At 35.0% G+C, this 17,087-nt stretch carries 16 protein-coding genes; 4 read left to right on the forward strand and 12 right to left on the reverse strand.

Annotated elements, in window-relative coordinates; translation table 11 throughout:
• Nucleotides 1-87: 87 nt before the first annotated feature.
• From J6D32_RS03095 to J6D32_RS03125, 7 genes are all read right to left on the reverse strand, one after another.
• Nucleotides 88-2,412 (reverse strand): DNA translocase FtsK, encoded by a 2,325-nt coding sequence (locus J6D32_RS03095; protein WP_006783615.1) that lies wholly within the window; start codon nucleotides 2,410-2,412, stop codon nucleotides 88-90.
• A 121-nt stretch (nucleotides 2,413-2,533) separates the two neighbouring features.
• The gene (locus J6D32_RS03100) at nucleotides 2,534-2,848 is read right to left on the reverse strand and encodes a thioredoxin family protein (protein WP_006783614.1); all 315 of its coding nucleotides are present in this window, start codon (nucleotides 2,846-2,848) and stop codon (nucleotides 2,534-2,536) included.
• Entirely contained in the window at nucleotides 2,835-3,917 is a 1,083-nt protein-coding gene (locus tag J6D32_RS03105) for a hypothetical protein (protein WP_006783613.1), read from the reverse strand. The genes J6D32_RS03100 and J6D32_RS03105 overlap by 14 nt, the downstream gene beginning before the upstream one ends.
• A gap of 63 nt (nucleotides 3,918-3,980) precedes the next feature.
• Complete coding sequence (locus tag J6D32_RS03110) at nucleotides 3,981-4,496, reverse strand: DUF84 family protein (protein ID WP_006783612.1); 516 nt, start codon at nucleotides 4,494-4,496, stop codon at nucleotides 3,981-3,983.
• A gap of 12 nt (nucleotides 4,497-4,508) precedes the next feature.
• The gene (gene trmB / locus J6D32_RS03115; protein WP_006783611.1) at nucleotides 4,509-5,162 is read right to left on the reverse strand and encodes a tRNA (guanosine(46)-N7)-methyltransferase TrmB; all 654 of its coding nucleotides are present in this window, start codon (nucleotides 5,160-5,162) and stop codon (nucleotides 4,509-4,511) included.
• A gap of 168 nt (nucleotides 5,163-5,330) precedes the next feature.
• Nucleotides 5,331-6,134 carry a PHP domain-containing protein gene (locus tag J6D32_RS03120; RefSeq protein WP_006783610.1) on the reverse strand — a complete coding sequence of 268 codons (804 nt, stop codon included), beginning with the start codon at nucleotides 6,132-6,134 and terminating at the stop codon, nucleotides 5,331-5,333.
• 45 nt (nucleotides 6,135-6,179) lie between these two features.
• Nucleotides 6,180-6,914, reverse strand: a complete 735-nt coding sequence (locus J6D32_RS03125) for a pseudouridine synthase (protein WP_006783609.1) — start codon at nucleotides 6,912-6,914, stop codon at nucleotides 6,180-6,182.
• A gap of 109 nt (nucleotides 6,915-7,023) precedes the next feature.
• Between J6D32_RS03125 and J6D32_RS03130 the strand changes: the two genes are divergently transcribed.
• A complete protein-coding gene (locus tag J6D32_RS03130) occupies nucleotides 7,024-7,983 on the forward strand; it encodes a hypothetical protein (RefSeq protein ID WP_055164241.1) in 960 nt (319 codons plus the stop codon).
• A gap of 33 nt (nucleotides 7,984-8,016) precedes the next feature.
• Here J6D32_RS03130 and J6D32_RS03135 read toward each other — a convergent pair whose 3' ends face one another.
• Both J6D32_RS03135 and J6D32_RS03140 read right to left on the reverse strand, forming a co-directional pair.
• Nucleotides 8,017-8,415 carry a hypothetical protein gene (locus J6D32_RS03135; RefSeq protein WP_006783607.1) on the reverse strand — a complete coding sequence of 133 codons (399 nt, stop codon included), beginning with the start codon at nucleotides 8,413-8,415 and terminating at the stop codon, nucleotides 8,017-8,019.
• A 43-nt stretch (nucleotides 8,416-8,458) separates the two neighbouring features.
• Nucleotides 8,459-10,105: a putative polysaccharide biosynthesis protein gene (locus J6D32_RS03140; protein ID WP_006783606.1), complete on the reverse strand. Its 1,647-nt coding sequence runs from the start codon at nucleotides 10,103-10,105 to the stop codon at nucleotides 8,459-8,461.
• Between the two features lie 133 nt (nucleotides 10,106-10,238).
• On the opposite strand from J6D32_RS03140, the gene J6D32_RS03145 reads away from it, so the two are divergent.
• The 3 genes from J6D32_RS03145 to J6D32_RS03155 all read left to right on the forward strand — a co-directional run bounded on the left by J6D32_RS03145 (nucleotide 10,239) and on the right by J6D32_RS03155 (nucleotide 13,982).
• Nucleotides 10,239-10,745, forward strand: a complete 507-nt coding sequence (locus J6D32_RS03145) for a gamma carbonic anhydrase family protein (RefSeq protein WP_006783605.1) — start codon at nucleotides 10,239-10,241, stop codon at nucleotides 10,743-10,745.
• Between the two features lie 63 nt (nucleotides 10,746-10,808).
• The gene (gene sspI / locus J6D32_RS03150) at nucleotides 10,809-11,027 is read left to right on the forward strand and encodes a small acid-soluble spore protein SspI (RefSeq protein ID WP_006783604.1); all 219 of its coding nucleotides are present in this window, start codon (nucleotides 10,809-10,811) and stop codon (nucleotides 11,025-11,027) included.
• Between the two features lie 744 nt (nucleotides 11,028-11,771).
• On the forward strand, nucleotides 11,772-13,982 hold the full coding sequence (locus tag J6D32_RS03155) for an LTA synthase family protein (protein WP_006783603.1): 2,211 nt from the start codon (nucleotides 11,772-11,774) through the stop codon (nucleotides 13,980-13,982).
• 31 nt (nucleotides 13,983-14,013) lie between these two features.
• Here J6D32_RS03155 and J6D32_RS03160 read toward each other — a convergent pair whose 3' ends face one another.
• From J6D32_RS03160 to J6D32_RS03170, 3 genes are all read right to left on the reverse strand, one after another.
• A complete protein-coding gene (locus J6D32_RS03160) occupies nucleotides 14,014-15,060 on the reverse strand; it encodes an SPFH domain-containing protein (RefSeq protein WP_129821411.1) in 1,047 nt (348 codons plus the stop codon).
• Nucleotides 15,061-15,071: 11 nt separating this feature from the next.
• The gene (locus tag J6D32_RS03165; RefSeq protein WP_006783601.1) at nucleotides 15,072-16,145 is read right to left on the reverse strand and encodes a TFIIB-type zinc ribbon-containing protein; all 1,074 of its coding nucleotides are present in this window, start codon (nucleotides 16,143-16,145) and stop codon (nucleotides 15,072-15,074) included.
• A 61-nt stretch (nucleotides 16,146-16,206) separates the two neighbouring features.
• Nucleotides 16,207-16,923 carry a PspA/IM30 family protein gene (locus J6D32_RS03170; RefSeq protein WP_006783600.1) on the reverse strand — a complete coding sequence of 239 codons (717 nt, stop codon included), beginning with the start codon at nucleotides 16,921-16,923 and terminating at the stop codon, nucleotides 16,207-16,209.
• Between the last annotated feature and the right edge of the window lie 164 nt (nucleotides 16,924-17,087).

Consider the following 17,087-nt stretch of genomic DNA (forward strand, 5'->3'; position numbering starts at 1 on the left):
TATTATATCACTTCTATATTATTTGGAAACCGCCTTTTAGTCAAATGTCTGACCTAAAGGCGGTTCAAAAATAAGGGTATTTAATGTTTAAATCCGTGTCTCATCCATCATTGATTCGAACTCTTCACGAGAAATCAAAATCTCACGTTGTTTATTTGATGAATTAGGTTCTCCAATCCATCCATTTAAGACAAGGGTATCAATGATTCGAGCTGCACGATTATAGCCTATCGCCATACGGGTTTGTAAGGAAGACACTGTTGCATATCCTTTTTCGAAGAAAAATCTCATAGCATCTTTTAACATGGGATCACAATCTGTCTTAATCCCATTACTCCCTTTTTCAAACACTTCATCTTCAATTAAATATTGAGGTTTCCCTTGATTTTTCACAAACTCAACAACAGCATCAATTTCTTCATCTGATACATAAGCTCCTTGAACACGTTTTGCCTTTGATCCACTCTCTAAAAGAAGCATATCTCCGCGACCAAGTAAATTTTGAGCTCCCATGTCATCTAATATGACACGAGAGTCATTTCCTTGGGCTACAGCAAATGCAATACGACAAGGAATATTTGATTTAATCGTTCCTGTAATGACATCGACCGTTGGACGTTGAGTTGCCACTATTAAATGAATTCCAGCTGCACGAGCTTTTTGCGTAATACGCATGATATAATCTTCAACCTCTTGTGCAGATACCATCATTAAATCAGCTAACTCATCAATAACAATCACAATATATGGAAGCTTTGGATAGGTCATTTCAAATTCATGACGTCGATTATTAAAGGACTTAATGTCTCGTACTCCATTACTTGCAAATAATTCGTAACGACGTTCCATTTCATCAACCGCCCACTTTAATCCCATCGCTGCCTTTTGGGCATCAACAATCACCGGTGTCACTAAATGTGGAATTTGATTATATGGAGCTAACTCTACACGTTTAGGATCAATTAACATAATGCGGACATCTTCAGGGCTTGCTTTCATTAAGATACTAATGAGTAAGGTGTTAATGCAAACACTTTTTCCTGATCCCGTTTGCCCTGCAATTAATCCATGAGGCATTGTTAAGATATCAACATAAGTGGGTTCCCCTGCAATATCTTGTCCCAATCCGATACAAAGCGGGCTTTCATGTAGCATGAACTCTGGAGTCGATAAAATCTCTTTCAATCGTACCATTTTTCGTTTACGATTTGGAATTTCAACCCCTATAATATTTTTTCCTGGAATAGGTTCAATTCGAAGTTCTTCCACCGATAAACTTAGTTTTAAATCATTATATAGACTTGATATTTTGCTAATTTTAGTTCCTGCCTCTGGTTGAATTTCAATCTGAGTCACGGTTGGTCCTTGTGTAAAATCACCTGTTAGACGAACTTTAACACCAAAATCATTAAAGGTTTGTTCTAAAATATCCATTTTACTTAAAATCCAATCGTCATCTGAGACTAGCTCATCATCTGCATCACTTAATAATGATGCATTAGGTGTTTCATAATAAGTGACCGTTTGTTCATCATCTTCAATCAGTACACTATCTAGGACTTCATCACAGAAGTTCTCATCTTCAAAAGAGTCAATGTCATCTGTCGTCTCTTCTAAGTCATGCAATGGAGTTTCAACTAAAACGACCTCTTCCGCATCACTCGGCATTTGAGAGGGTGTTATGATAATTCCCGCTTCTGTTTGTTTAATTAATGACGTCTTTACTTCAATCTCTTCTTGTTGATGATTAGTTAGATTCTTAATCACCTCAAGCGATGATTCTTGATCTGATGTCTGTGTTGTTGGCGATGAAAGTTGTAAATCATTTTTTGTTTCATCTGCTTCCAACGTATTAGAGTTTGACTTAACTGTATCACAGGGACAAACAAATAATTCATCCTCCGGATTCGTTAAGACATCTAAAACCTCTTCTTCTAACTTTTCAATTGAACTTAAGTTGTTTGTAAGTTCGGCAGTTCCCATTTCTTGATTTTCGTACTGTTGTAAATCATAGTCTAAATCACCTTGATTCGAAAAGGCATTCATTGCATCTTCAACTGTTTCAACAACAGATGATGTTGAAAACTGATATTGTCCATATGCTAACTGAACATACTTCGGCCTTTTTTCCCGACGTCCTGTTATAGGTGAAACAAATTCAACGGGTTTAAATCTTGATGATTTGGGTGAAGAGGTTATTTTAGTTCTTTCTGCTTTTTGTTTCGTAACAGGCAGTTCGATTTCATCTTGCTTCATTACCTGTTTATGACTCGACGATGTTCTCACTATAGTCGATGATGTTCTTATTTCTTTGTTTTCTAATTTTGGTTTTGATGGTGCCTTTTTAGGTACTAAATCTAGTTCATCGCCAAAACCAATTTTTTCAATATCAAAGATTGTACGTTTTTTCATATCTTCACACCCTAAATTACCCAATTGTTTACTCTTAATTATACATGAAAAACCCTGTATTTCACAAGATTGGAAAAAAAAATCACCGATGATTTCCTCGGTGATTTTTATATTTTTTGAATTAAACTAAAGATTCGATAAAGTCTTCAATTTGTTGACGAGTTTTGCGATCTTTATTGACAAAGCGTCCTGATTCAACTCCATTATGAAATGCCACAAAACTTGGAATTCCAAAAATATCAAGTTCTACACATAAATCCATTAAATTATCACGATTCACTGTATAGAATTTAAAATCTGAATATTTTTCAACAATTGCTGGCATAAATGGTTTAATCACCATACAGTCTGGACACCAGTTTGCTGTAAATAATACAATGGACTTACCATTTTGAATTAATTCTTTGAATTGTTCAATACTATTAATTTCCGTCACTTGTATTCCCCTCTTCTGTTGCGACTGAATTTTGAGTTGAATCTTGTGTTGTCTCTGTAAATTCGCCTCTTTTTTCAGTGCTAAAATCAAAATCAATAACATGTTCGCTTTCTACAGTCGAAAGTTCCCCATCCGTGACAGGTTCCATATTTGTTTCAACATGGCCCGACTCATCCATACTCATTGCAGGAACCTCTAGGAGAGTTGAACTTTTAGCATCTGCTGCTTCAGATGTCTCAGGAATGACTTGATTAGTCCCTGTCGCTACAGTAGCTGTAGAAGTTTCTGGTTGTGTACTCTTAACAGTTTTCGCGACTACTAACATATTATAAGTCATATAAGGTGTTTCTTCGTAATCCACAAGAGCAGATAATTTAGTGCCATCTACAAACACAGTTAACAGATACTTTTCTTCCATTTTAACTAATTGAACAAATCCATTTTGTTCACCATTGCTAAAGTTTTTATAAAAGACTTCTTGACCTGCGGATTTATTTTCATCACGAAGCAAATAGTAAGTATCCATGTCTTGACCAATAATATTATACTGATTATTATAGTGCATTATAATCTCATTGTCTTTATATTTAATAATATCATTGACACCAAGTGAATATAAATACTTAAATTGGCGTGGTGTATGATAAGTAATGCTATCATTTTTAGTATTAGATTCCATCACTGAATAATGAAAAGCAGAGTCAATACTCTCTTGCATTTTTGTCTCAAAATTAGCTTCAGTAATCATCGGACGTGACATCAACAATAACCCCACACTTAATCCTGTAATGACTACGCCACTAAAAATGGTCGTGAAACGATTTAACATACGTAAATCATGAGGTTTTATTTGCGTCTGTAAAGGTGTTGTATATGATAGAGAATCGACTTTCGATTCTGAAATTTTCGTTTTAAATCGATCAATTTTTAATCTGTTTTTTAGATTCAGAGCTTGTAATTTTCGTTTCGAAGAGTTGGTAAACTCATTTAGTTGTTGCTTAATTTGGTTTGATGTCGTGTTAGATTGATGCTTGGAATTAGATTTAACATCTTTATTTTGTTTCGACAAAAAATCGCCCCCTTTTAGCATAATACAACTTTATTATACCATAGAGAGCGATTCAATCACAAATTATAATTTTTTACATTCTTGAAGATATAAATATTGTCCCCATAAAAGTCGAATAATATGCACAAAATTTTCTTTACGACCATAAAAATCAGCCGTTAAAATTCCAATAGCCCCTTCGTTAGAACGAACATCGACACGATTTGAATATGCATCAATCACTTCACTAAGTTCTTTTCCTTCTTTCAATGGAGTTACCAATTCTATCGGTAAAGGTAAACGTGTTCCTCCAGCATAAAACACTTGTTGGTCAGACGTTTTTAAAACACCCCAATTTACCAAATAATAAATGCCATTAAGTTCCTCAACACCTGCTTCAAGTCCAATCCCAATATCACCATGAAGACAGGCTAAAGAAGCACGATTAAAAGCTCCTTCCACCGTTTCCTGATCACTAAACGGTTGATTTGACACACCACTTTCTGTTTCTTCACCTATGATTTCATGGCCAAATGGTTCTAAAACTTCTTTAGCGGCATTCACTTTTACTTTATTTGTTGATCCCACAATAATTTTCACAACATAATCCTCTTACTTTTCTTGAGCAAAAACAGCTTCTAAACGGTAAATTGGCTGACCTTTAGCACTAAATTTTTGTTCATATTCTGTCATCACATTCCACTCTAAATCTTCACGCTTATGTAAATCAAGCGCCACATCTTGTAAAATCATCCCGTATTGACTTAAGCTCGCTAACGAGTACTCGAATAATAGACGGTTATCTGTTTTAAATCGGATTGCCCCGTCTTCTTTCATAATCGTTTGATATAATTTTAAGAAGTTTTCATGAGTTAAACGACGTTTTGCATGACGTGGTTTTGGCCATGGATCTGAGAAGTTTAAGTAAACGCCTGCTACTTCATTTTCTTCAAAAATTTCTGTTAACTCATCTGCGTCAATTTTTAATAATTTCAAGTTTGGTAACTCTCCTGCTTCTATCACTTTTTCAAGTGCACGAACCATAACTGAATCAAACTTTTCAATTCCAATGAAGTTTAGATGAGGATTTTTTTGCGCCATTCCAATCACAAATTGTCCTTTTCCCATTCCAACTTCAATATAAAGAGGTTGCTCTTTTTCAAAAACGGATTGCCAATTCCCTTTTAATTCTTTTTCATTTTGAACCACGATATTTGGATGTGCTGCAATTGTTTCTGCTGCTCCCTTAACTTTTCGTAAACGCATATTATCACCGTTGCCTTTCTCATATCTCTAAATAGTTCCTACTATTTTTTACCTTTTTCATCAAAAATCGATATTTTCATTTTAGTTCGAGTCATATTGTATCACAACTTGCCTTAATTGTGAATGTTCCCTACCTAGCATTAAAAAAAGTGGATGACACATCCACTTTTATTTTTCGTTTAATTTAAATGGCAACTCTTCCATGACGAGTGTTCCAAACGGACGATTAGGTCCATAAGTAGAATGAAAATCTGATCCCGTCGTTATAATCAACTGATATCGATTCACTAATTCATCGATACGTTGATAATCTAACGCTTGATGATCGGGATGATATTTTTCAATCCCATCCAATCCAACTTCTACTAAATCTGGAATCATATCATACGACTTTGATTGTCCAGGATGTGCAATAACAGCAATTCCACCATCTGCTTTAATTGCTTTCACTGCATCACGCCCATCTACATACGTAATCACACGATCACAAAGTCCACCTTTTTTAAATAACGGTTTTAACTCATCACGTGTGTAACCTTTCTCTATTAGGACATCAAAAATATGTTGCTTATAAAAGGCAGTACTAGCTTTGGCCTTCTTTGCAACTTCTTCCATCGTTAAGTCATATCCCGCTTCAATCAACTGTTGAACTTGCCATTTCGTATTTTCATCTCGAAGACGATTCGTTTCATCTACTAATGCCTTAATATGAGGCGCCTCTAAATCAAAATTATAGCCTAAAATATGTGCTTTCACGTGTCTATTAAAATCATAAGCACTAATTTCAATCCCTGGAATGACCTCAATGCCAATCATTTTTCCTAATGCAATTGCTTCTTTGAGCCCCATAACAGTATCATGATTCGTAATCGCAACATGCGTTAAACCACGCTCTTTCGCTAATAAAAGGGTTGCTTCTGTACTTAAAGAACTATCTGAAATGTTCGTATGAACGTGTAAATCAGCACGCATTATTTCCACCTCTTCAGTTGATTAATTTAATCTTTTCAACAACTATTACTCTTGGTGTGCAAAAGTTAAAAGGGCTAACTCTTCATCTGTCAACTCACGATATTCACCTAGTTCAAGTGATTCATCTAACTCTAACCCACCAATAGCTAATCGTTTTAAATAAATAACTTTCCCGCCAACACTTGCAAACATACGCTTAACTTGATGGAATTTCCCTTCTGTGATACAAATTTCTACTTCAGTCCATTCATCATTTTTTTGCAAAATTTTCACTTTGGCGGGTTTAGTTGAAAACACCTCACCTGTTCCATCTAAAATTTCAACACCTGTTTCTAGTTGGTTTAGTTTTTCATCTGTCAACTCGCCTGTGACATGTGCAACATATCGTTTATAAACATCTTTTTTCGGAGAAATAATTTCATGGGCCAACTTCCCATCATTCGTTAACAACACTAATCCCTCAGTATCACGGTCAAGGCGTCCTGCAGGTGCTACATCAAACATTAAATAATAATCGTCTAACAAATCAATGACTGTGCGATATCTCTGATCACGAGTTGCACTCAAACAATCTTGTGGCTTATTCATCATTAAATAAACAAACTCACGATATTCCACGACTTCATCAAACACCGTCACACACTGTTTTGATAAGTCGACTTTAACTTTTGCATCTTTAACCACGACACCATCAACTTTAACTTCTTTTGATTTTAATAATTTCTTTACTTCAGTACGTGTTCCATATCCTGTATGAGCCAATAATTTATCTAAACGCAATGTTATATCCTCCAACTTTAATAATTAAACGGTTTTTACCCAAATTATCATAACACATTTACTTTTCAAATCATAGTATATAGTACCTGTAGAAAGGAGGGCTTCGCCCATGTTTGGTAAAAATAAAAAAAATGCTCAATCACCTATTGAAGAAATGGAACAATTTTATCTCAATCAATTTTTAAATAGCCCTAAAACACCACCCCAAGGAGTGAATAGAATGCAATTCCCTAATAATTTAGGACCAGGGCTTCCAGGTTCTCAAGGATTTGGAGGAATGGGTAACCAACCTCAATTTAACAATTTCCAACCTAATCAAATGCCCTTTAATACTCAATCTCAAAATATGTTCCCTAGCAGTCAATCCTTTAATAACCAACCTCAAAACATGTTCGCCGGCAATCAATCCTTTAACAATCAACCTCAAAACATGTTTCCCGGCAATCAATCCTTTAACAATCAACCTCAAAACATGTTTCCCGGCAATCAATCCTTTAACAATCAACCTCAAAACATGTTCCCTACCAATCAATCCTTTAACAGCCAACCTCAAAATCCGTTCCTAAATAATCAATCTTTTAATAACCCAACTCAAAATACATTTTCAAGCAACGAATCTCAAATTGATAGAAGTAGCAACTCATTTCCTGGGAAATATAATGAACTCACCTCTCTCATTCAACCCACACTTGACGAATTAGGTCACGAACCATCCACACTAAACTTACGTCCTGCCACTAGTCAACCTCAAGCACCGGTTCAAAACTATAACCAATCTCAACCTCAAGCACCTGCCCAAAACTATAACCAACCTCAACCTCAAGCACCTGCCCAAAACTATAACCAACCTCAACCTCAAACACCTGCCCAAAACTATAACCAACCTCAACCTCAAGCACCTGCCCAAAATTATTATCAATCTCAATCTCAAACACCTATTCAAAGTTACGAACCACTAGACGATTATCGTGATGAAGTTGATGAAATTTATAACCGTGTCGATAATATTAATATTCGTCTTCGTAAAGTAGAAAGTTATCTAGGTTTTAGACCCGATAACACCATTTAAAAAGGCTGTATCCATTAAGATACAGCCTTTTTTTTATTCACGATAGATAGGATTTTCAGTTGAATCACCATACTCTTTCAATAAATTTTGACGGTATAGTTGATTGACTTCTTGCTCTAATGCTGCTTTTTGATCATCGGTTAAAAGTGATCCAATATCTTCAATCATTTCGGATACAATTTTCAAAGCCGCATCATAATCAACAGTAAGGGACGTACTCATCGTTGACTCCTCTTTGGGATTTTCATGATTTTTAAATCCTGACAACCATGTTTTCACATCACTACTAAACTCGCTTAAAGCATTTACGACATGAGATACCCGTTCCTCTTGAGATTGACTCATAGGATGTGATGAAGAGCCACTACCATTCATCATGACATAAAAAGCAACAACAAACCCTAATACAAAAAATAGAATTGCTCTTTTCATCCGATTCACCCTCATCAAGTTGAGAATATATCTACATTATTCCTTATTTTTTCTTAGATATGCGTCTTTTCAATGATTCAAGTGAAAATTTCGTTCCAAATAGATTCGTCAGTAAATCAAAATACCATGCTAAGGCGAAGTACACGCCTGCTCCTATAACACCTGTAATGGCAACATATAAAATCGAAAAAACATATCGTTCTTGATATGGAAGGATTTGATTTAAAATTAACTTCACTAAAGATACAACGATCCCCATCGCAAACACAAACACAAAAATCGCAACTAAGCGACGAGCCAGTGCTGTCAACTTAAATCCTGTCTTACGTTTAATGACATATAAACTACAACCAATACAGAACGTATAAGCCAGCATGGTTGATAAAGTCGCACCGTCTGCATAGAACATCGGGATTAAAATGACATTTCCAACATACTTAATAAGTAATCCCACAACCAAGAAAGCAATTCCATACCATTGCCCACCTATTCCTTGTAAAATGGCAGTGACAATACTATAAAGTGCCATAAATAATCCGAGTAATGATCCAAGTAAGAAAATTTGTCCTCCCATTTCATTATATCCCGGTGTACTTGAGTTAAAGAATAAAATATAAATAGGCTTAGCTAATAAAGACATCCCAACAACAGCTGGAACTGTAATAAAACATGTCAACTGAATCGCAAGCATTAAATTTTTACGAACTTGTTTCATATTTCCAGAGGTTAAATAGTGTGTTAACTCTGGAATTAATGGCTGCCCAAATGCGATAGCAAATGAAACTGGAATCATAATAATTTTATATAAGCTTCCACCATACATTCCAAAGGCTACCTCTACCTTTTCTGTCGGGAAACCACCTTTAAGCATATATTCATTAAATGTTGATTGATCTACCATTTGTAATAAACTAGTTGTTAACCCTAAAATAGCAAATGGGATTGCATATGAGATTAATTCCGTAAACAACTTCGTATAATCTCGCTCTTCATGCGGAACAGACTGTTTTAATAAACGGTTGAACCCTTTTACATTTTTCAGCCAATAATAGTACAGTGTCCCAAAAGCGATAACGCCAGCTAAAAAAGCAGAAAACACGGAAAAAGCAACCGCTTCTTCAGTTGTTCCACCTTTAATATTAATAATAAAGTAAGAACCCGCTAAAATAAAAACAATTCGAACAACCTGTTCTAAAAATTGTGAAACTGAAGTGGGAATCATATTTTGATTTCCTTGAAAGAAACCTCTAAAGATCGCCATTACTGGAATAATTAACAAAGCAAAACTTATCGTTTGAATCACCATCGTGACATCTTCGACCGAATTGGTTAGCTTACTCTCTCCTGCCAAAACATGCTGTGCATAAAACGGAGCTATATTATAAAGCAGTAAGAAACCAACACATCCTAGACCAATCATAAAATAAATACCATACCTAAACATTTTACGAGCTGTATCATACTCACCCGCTGCATTATACTTAGATACGAATTTAGCAATTCCAACAGGAATTCCGAGGGTAGATAAACTTATGAATAAAGAATAAGGTATATAGGCATATTGGTATAACGCCATACCTGATTCTCCAACTAACTGTTGGAATGGAATAACATAAAGGATACCTAAGAATTTAGTCAAAAACATACTAATACTTAAAACCATCGCACCCTTTAAAAAGCGATTCCCCATATCTTCGACCTACTTTCTACATCAAAACTCTTTCGTTTTTTAATGTCATACCTTATTATTTTACTATAACTCCTGAAACTTTCCAAACAAATTTAAAAAGTTACAAAACCTCTTAAAGAAAGGAAACAATAAAATGATTTCTTACCAGAATAATCTTCCACAAATTGATTCCACTGCATTTATCGCACATAATGCCACCCTTATTGGAAAAGTAATCTTGTCAAAAGAATCGAGTGTCTGGTATAACGCCGTCCTGCGCGCTGATTTAAATACCATTTGCGTGGGTGAACAAACAAACCTTCAAGAAGCTGTCTGCATCCATGTCACTAAAGAACACCCAACCCTCATAAAAAATCGTGTTACGATTGGTCACGGTGCTATTTTACATGGCTGTACAATAGAGGATGATGTTTTAATTGGCATGGGAGCTATTATATTAGATGGAGCCATCATTGAAACGGGCGCCATGGTTGGTGCCGGTTGCGTGGTACCACCTAATAAGAAAGTACCAGCTAATCACCTCGCCCTCGGTAACCCAATGAAAATCATTCGTCCTTTAACCGAATCAGAACTCAAGTGCAATATTGAAAATGCCCTCCTATATGTTGAACTTTCTAAAGAATATCAATCCCAAAAGTAAGGGTATAAGTTTTTTAGAATGTGAAATAATATAGCCGAAAGAACTATTTACGAGGTGATTATTATGAACTTTGACTTAAGAAAAGCTGTTATTGCAAACCTTGATGATTCTAATTACGATGAAATTCGTGAAACAATCATGGATGCTATTGAATCTGGAGAAGAAAAAACACTTCCAGGACTTGGAGTTATGTTTGAAATTTTATGGAACGGAAGTAATGATAACGAAAAAGAAAAATTAGTTTCTCGTATCACAGAATGTTTACGTCCAAAAGCAATTTAATTGTATGCTTTCGAATTAAAAAGTAGAGCAACTCTCGCTCTACTTTTTATTATGGCAAAAACCATATCCATTATTTAACAAACTCGTGTTTTTACAAAATTTTATTCCTGATAAAAATAATATCCTTATATATGTCTTTCTTTCTTCATTCCCTCATTATGTTTGGCTCTTCGTTTTTTATATTCTTTTGTAGCTTTTGGTCGAGTTCCATTTTTGAAGAGAATAGACTATTAACCCCAGTAAAGCTGTCTATTAAAATGTTAAAAATCTTTGATGATTTGAATCTATATCGACTTATGGAATCTAAAGATTTCCTTCACTTAATTATACAAATCGATTTTCTCCCTACTTTACCTCCTCTTCATTCTGTGAAAAGGAATCTATTTGGTTTCTTAATCTAAATTCCTTTTCACTCATTTTATTTACAAAAAACGACAAATATTCAACAAAAACTTAACCTTTCCTTAACAAAACGTTTACAATTTTTATGTTTTTCAGAATAACTTAAAGAACAATCTAAATATTTTTCAATAATTAAAAGCAATAATGAAATATTTTACTTTTTATGTATAATATATATTTGTGTTCTACCATTTCCTAAAATTTTCTATTTGATTTTATAGGAAGCCATTGTTAAAATGTCATTTAGGCTATCTATAGCCAAAATTAAATGGAAAATTTATCTTAATTTCACATCTTTTTGAAATTTGTTTCATAAAGATTATTAATTTATGGGGGTTTCAAATGAAAGAATTCATGAAGAAGTATTTTTATAATTTCTATTTTATATGTATCATCTCATCATTTGTTTTAAACTTTTTAATTGAGTCATTTAGTCGCCATTCTGTGGGTGCGGCCTTTCATTATCTAATAGAATCACCTGTTGTATTTGCATACAACTCGGCCATTATCTTATTAACCTTATCGCTCGTTCTTTTAGTACGTCGTAAAATTGCCTTATTCGCTTTAATTTCTATCATTTGGTTAGCGGGTGGAATTACAAACGGGATTGTGTTAAATAATCGTGTGACACCTTTTACGGCAAATGAATTAAAATTAATTTCTTCGACGTTTGATATTTTACAAAAATATTTTACAAAATTCCAAATGGGATTAATCGTTGTTGGAATCGCCCTTGCCGTTATAGGGATTATCGTGACTTTCTTCTTCGCACCTAAATCAAAAGAAAAAGTAAACTACAAAAAGAATTTATCAATCTTTGCCATTGGAATTGCTACGTTTACTTTCATCACAACGAGTGCAATTAAATCAGAAGTTATTGCAACATACTTTGGTAACATTGCCTTTGCTTACTTAGATTATGGGTTCCCATACTGTTTTTCAAATACGTTATTAAATACTGGGATTAAACGCCCACTGACTTATAATGAAGAAAAAGTAAAAGAAATTTTTAACAGTTTAAATGTCGATACAAATGATAACGAATTTGATGACTCAAGTTTAACGGTTAGTACCGATAACAACTTACAGGTTACTCAAAAACAAGCACCAAACATTATCATGTTACAATTAGAATCATTCTTCGATCCAACTTACATGAAAGATCTTGAGTTCTCATCAGATCCAGTTCCTAACTTCAGAAAATTAAAAGAACAATTCTCATCTGGATTCTTAAGTGTTCCGTCTATTGGAGCCGGAACAGCAAACACGGAATTTGAGACCATTTCAGGAATGAACCTTGAATACTTTGGACCTGGAGAGTATCCATACAAAACTATTTTACGTAAAACTACAGCTGAAAGTATCCCTTACGATTTAAAACAAATTGGCTATACCACACATGCCATTCACAATAATAAGGGAACGTTCTATACGCGCCAAAAAGTCTTTAAAATGTTAGGGTTTGATACCTTTACGTCAATTGAATACATGAACATTGAGGAAACAACACCACTTGGTTGGGCAAAAGATAAATACTTAACACAATCCATCGTAGATGCCTTAAATGCCACTGAAAATCAAGATTATATTTATACGATTTCGGTTCAAGGACATGGGGATTATCCTGATACACCTGTTGAGAATCATTCAACCATCACGTTATCTGGTTTAGATGATCCAGCTCGTTTAACGTCATTTGAATACTTTGTCAACGAAATTCATGAAATGGACCAATTCATTGGAGAGTTAATCAATGCCCTATCGATGATTCCTGAAGATACCGTCCTTGTGATGTATGGCGATCACTTACCAACGCTTGATATTACGGATGAAGAGTTATCAAATGGAGACATCTTCCAAACAGAATATGTCATTTGGAACAACTTCAACTTACCAAAAGAAGATGCAGATATCGAGGCCTACCAATTAGGGGCTCACGTTTTAAACCAATTAGACATCCATACAGGAACACTTGTTAACTATCATCAACAATTCCAAGATAGTGAAGACTACCAAGATAATCTAAAGTTATTACAGTATGATATGCTTTATGGAGACCAATACATTTATGATGGTATTAACCCATTTGAACCCACAAAAATGCAAATGGGAGTTAAAGATATTATCATTACAAACGTCTATAATGATGAAGAAGGAAACTTAATTGTTCAAGGTCAAAACTTTACAGACTATAGCCGTGTTCGAATCAATAAAACTGCTTATGATACGACTTATGTTGATCCTGAAACATTAATTGTTCCAAACTATACAATGGATGAATCAGAATCATTCTATATTCAACAAGTAACAGTTACAAACCATGTTTTAAGTACTTCTGAAAAATTCAAAATCGGATTAGAAGAAGAACAATCTGAACACTTTGAACAAGGATATACAGAAGGATATTCTGCTGGTGTTCAGGCTGCTCTTGAGGTACTTGGATATGATATTAACAACCTTCAATTAGATGGTATTTCGATTGAATCAATCTTAATGCCTCAACAAACAGATGAAACACAACCAACGGATACCACAACTGAAGACGTTCAATAAAAAAAGACTGAGCATCAATGCTCAGTCTTTTTTAATTTAATTTAAATCCACACTCATTACAAAACTTCGCTCCCTGTGCTACTTTATTTCCACACTCAGAACAGAATTTTTTACTGACGCTCTCTGAAACTTTCATTCCACATTCAGGACAAAACTTTGCCCCTTTTTGCAAATGATACCCACATCCTTGACAAGACACTTCAGTTGATTTTTCAGTCGCTTGTTGGGCCTGTGTTGAGGCTATTGAACCCATTTGCTTCATCATTTCCATTCCCATCGCCATTCCTACTCCAGCTTGCGCCATCGACGCCATTTGAGTACCAGGATTTTGCGTCATCGAATCTAACATCGCCATTTTTTGATATTGATTCATATCGCCAACCATTTCATATGAAGCTGTTTTTTCAATCATTTTTTGAACATTTTCAGGATAAGTAAAACTTGAGATTGTAAACTCTGTTACAGTTAATCCAAGCTTTAACAGTTCCATATCTAAATCCATTTTAATCCCACGAGCAATTTCATATGCATTGGCTTGTAAATTAAATAAATCTTTTCCTTCTTTTGAAATCCAACGCATTAAGAGTTGATCGAGTCTTGATAATACACGCTCCTTGACATCATCCACTGTAACCTGTTGTTTCACACCTGCCATACGATCAATTAGCGCTAAATAATCATCTACCTTCACCGTAAATGTTCCAAAACTTCTAATCGGTAATCCACCCTTTAAATTTGGATTTTGCATGTTAATGGCATTTTTAGTTCCCCATCGAACTAAGAACTCTTTCGTATTCACAAACAAAACCTCAGCACGTAAAGGCGTATTAAATCCAAATTTAAAGCCTTTTAACGTCGTTAAAAATGGAACAATTTCCGATTCAATTTCATAATTTCCTTCGTCTTTAAATACCCCTTCAATCTTGCCATTAAATAAGAAAATAGCATCTTGTCCGGGACGAATCACTAAACGACTGCCACGTTTAATTTCTTTATTTCGCCACATCCAAAAAATGACATCATCACGTGTCTCATTCCATTCTACAACATTTGCAAATTGATTATTAAATAAACCCATACCATTCGCTCCTAACTATTAAAATAAACAAAGAATAAATAAAGAGCAAGTGCTCCTAGTATAATGAGTATCGTAATTTTAACCAAGCTATAAGGATACGTCCCGTGCACACGGCCTGTTTCACCATTAATAATATATTGATAGTTTTTTCCTTTATAATCATAATTAGCACACCAAATCGGTAATAACACATGCTTAAACGTCACATTCTGATACTGCGTTCTGACAACAACATTTCTTGCGGTATCGAAACGACACATAATCTCATGATGCGCCATTGATTCTAGTTCTCGAACCATTTTTTGTTTAGCACATGAGAAACCTTCACTTACCCCTAGATAATACCGTTCCGCTAGATAACCTGATAAATATTCTGGTTTATAGGGTTCTATGCGATCGGTATTATAAGGCTCTACCCCACTCATGATTTGATCGGAGTAATGGGCCGAGGCGTTCACCAAAACATCATCAAAAAATTCATGCAACTGTCCATTGACCGGATACCATCTTATCTTTTGAATCGTCTCTTTTTTCCCATTCACTTCACGTGTCTCATAATAATAACGACCGCCTTGGCCTGTATACGTACTATAAGTTTGAGCATCATAGGTCCAATATGGTACATAAACCGCTTGTAACTTATCACTTTGATACAATAACTTTAAATCATTTGGCGCTAACCAACGTCTTTTCATCCAACGACTCATTTCTTCCATGGCCTGATGTTTATCTATTTTAAAGGGTAAAACGCCTTCTGGCTTAATCCCTGCTGATTGCTTTGTTTTAAGAACATGAGAAGAGCCACAATATGAACAATGGATAGCCGTTGACTGTCTATCAACAACCGTTTCGGCTCCACAGCTTTCACATTTAATAACTTCTGCTTCCTCATTCCAATCAGATTGTGCTTCAAGGCGTGACACGTTGGAAAAATCGTATTCTAAAACATCCCCACTATTATCAATTTTTACTTCTGTCTCACAATAGGGACACTTTAATGATTGGGATTTAATATCAAAAATCATATTTCCGCCACAGTTTTCACATGTAAAAACTTCGACCTCTTCTTTTTGGTGCCCATCCATCTTTTCACTCCCTCTCTAAAAAAGGTTGCAACTAGTAGACTAGCCACAACCTGATTACTCTTTAGTTTAATTCATTCTTTAAAGCGGCTAATTCATCATCAATCACCGATGAACTTCCACCTTTGAGGGCTGCTAGCTCATCTTCAACAGCCGAAGAGGGGGCATCGTATTTGCTCATTAACGACTCGACTTCATCAACCGGTGACGCATTTAAATCTGCCATCGCATTCGCTTCATCAAGCATACGGTTGGCTTTTTCCTCCATACGGGCAAATGCTCCTAAGTTCGTTTTAGCTGCTCCTACAGAGCTTCCAATTTCATTTAAGCGCGATTGCATATTCGCAGCTGCTACTTTTGCCTTAATGGTTTCACGACGTGTATTTAAATCATTAATTTCACTGACTAGTTTATCATGCATTTGGCGCATTTTTCTAGCATTTTCAGAAGCCATTTGAACTTTTTGTTCAAGGGTTTGTTGTTTCTCCACTAAGGTTGCTTTTTTAGATAAAAATAAACGGGCATCGTCATCATTTCCTGCCTCAACTGCACGTTTAGCATACGTTAATAACTTATTTACTTCTTGTGTGCATTCAGCTAATTCACGTTTAGAACGTATTTCTTCAGCCATAACTGCTGCGGTTTCTGCTTTTACTTTTCCTAAATCCTCATTTAGATTACGTAAAATCTGATCCACCATTTTACTAGGATCCTCACACTTATCTAATAAGGCATTCATATTAGCTGACATAATATCGGTAAATCTTTTTAAAATGGACATAACCTCACTCCTCATCATCTTAACGCTTAAATTATATGACATTAACCCGAAAAATATTTATCTCATTAAGTTTAATCAATATTTTACTGCTATAAAAACATCTCGTCAATTACTCACTTGTATAATTACCGTATAATTAGATTCCACAATTCTTCAACTCATAT

Origin of the sequence: Turicibacter sp., assembly GCF_017941855.1 — a bacterium.
Lineage (GTDB): Bacteria > Bacillota_I > Bacilli_A > MOL361 > Turicibacteraceae > Turicibacter > Turicibacter sanguinis.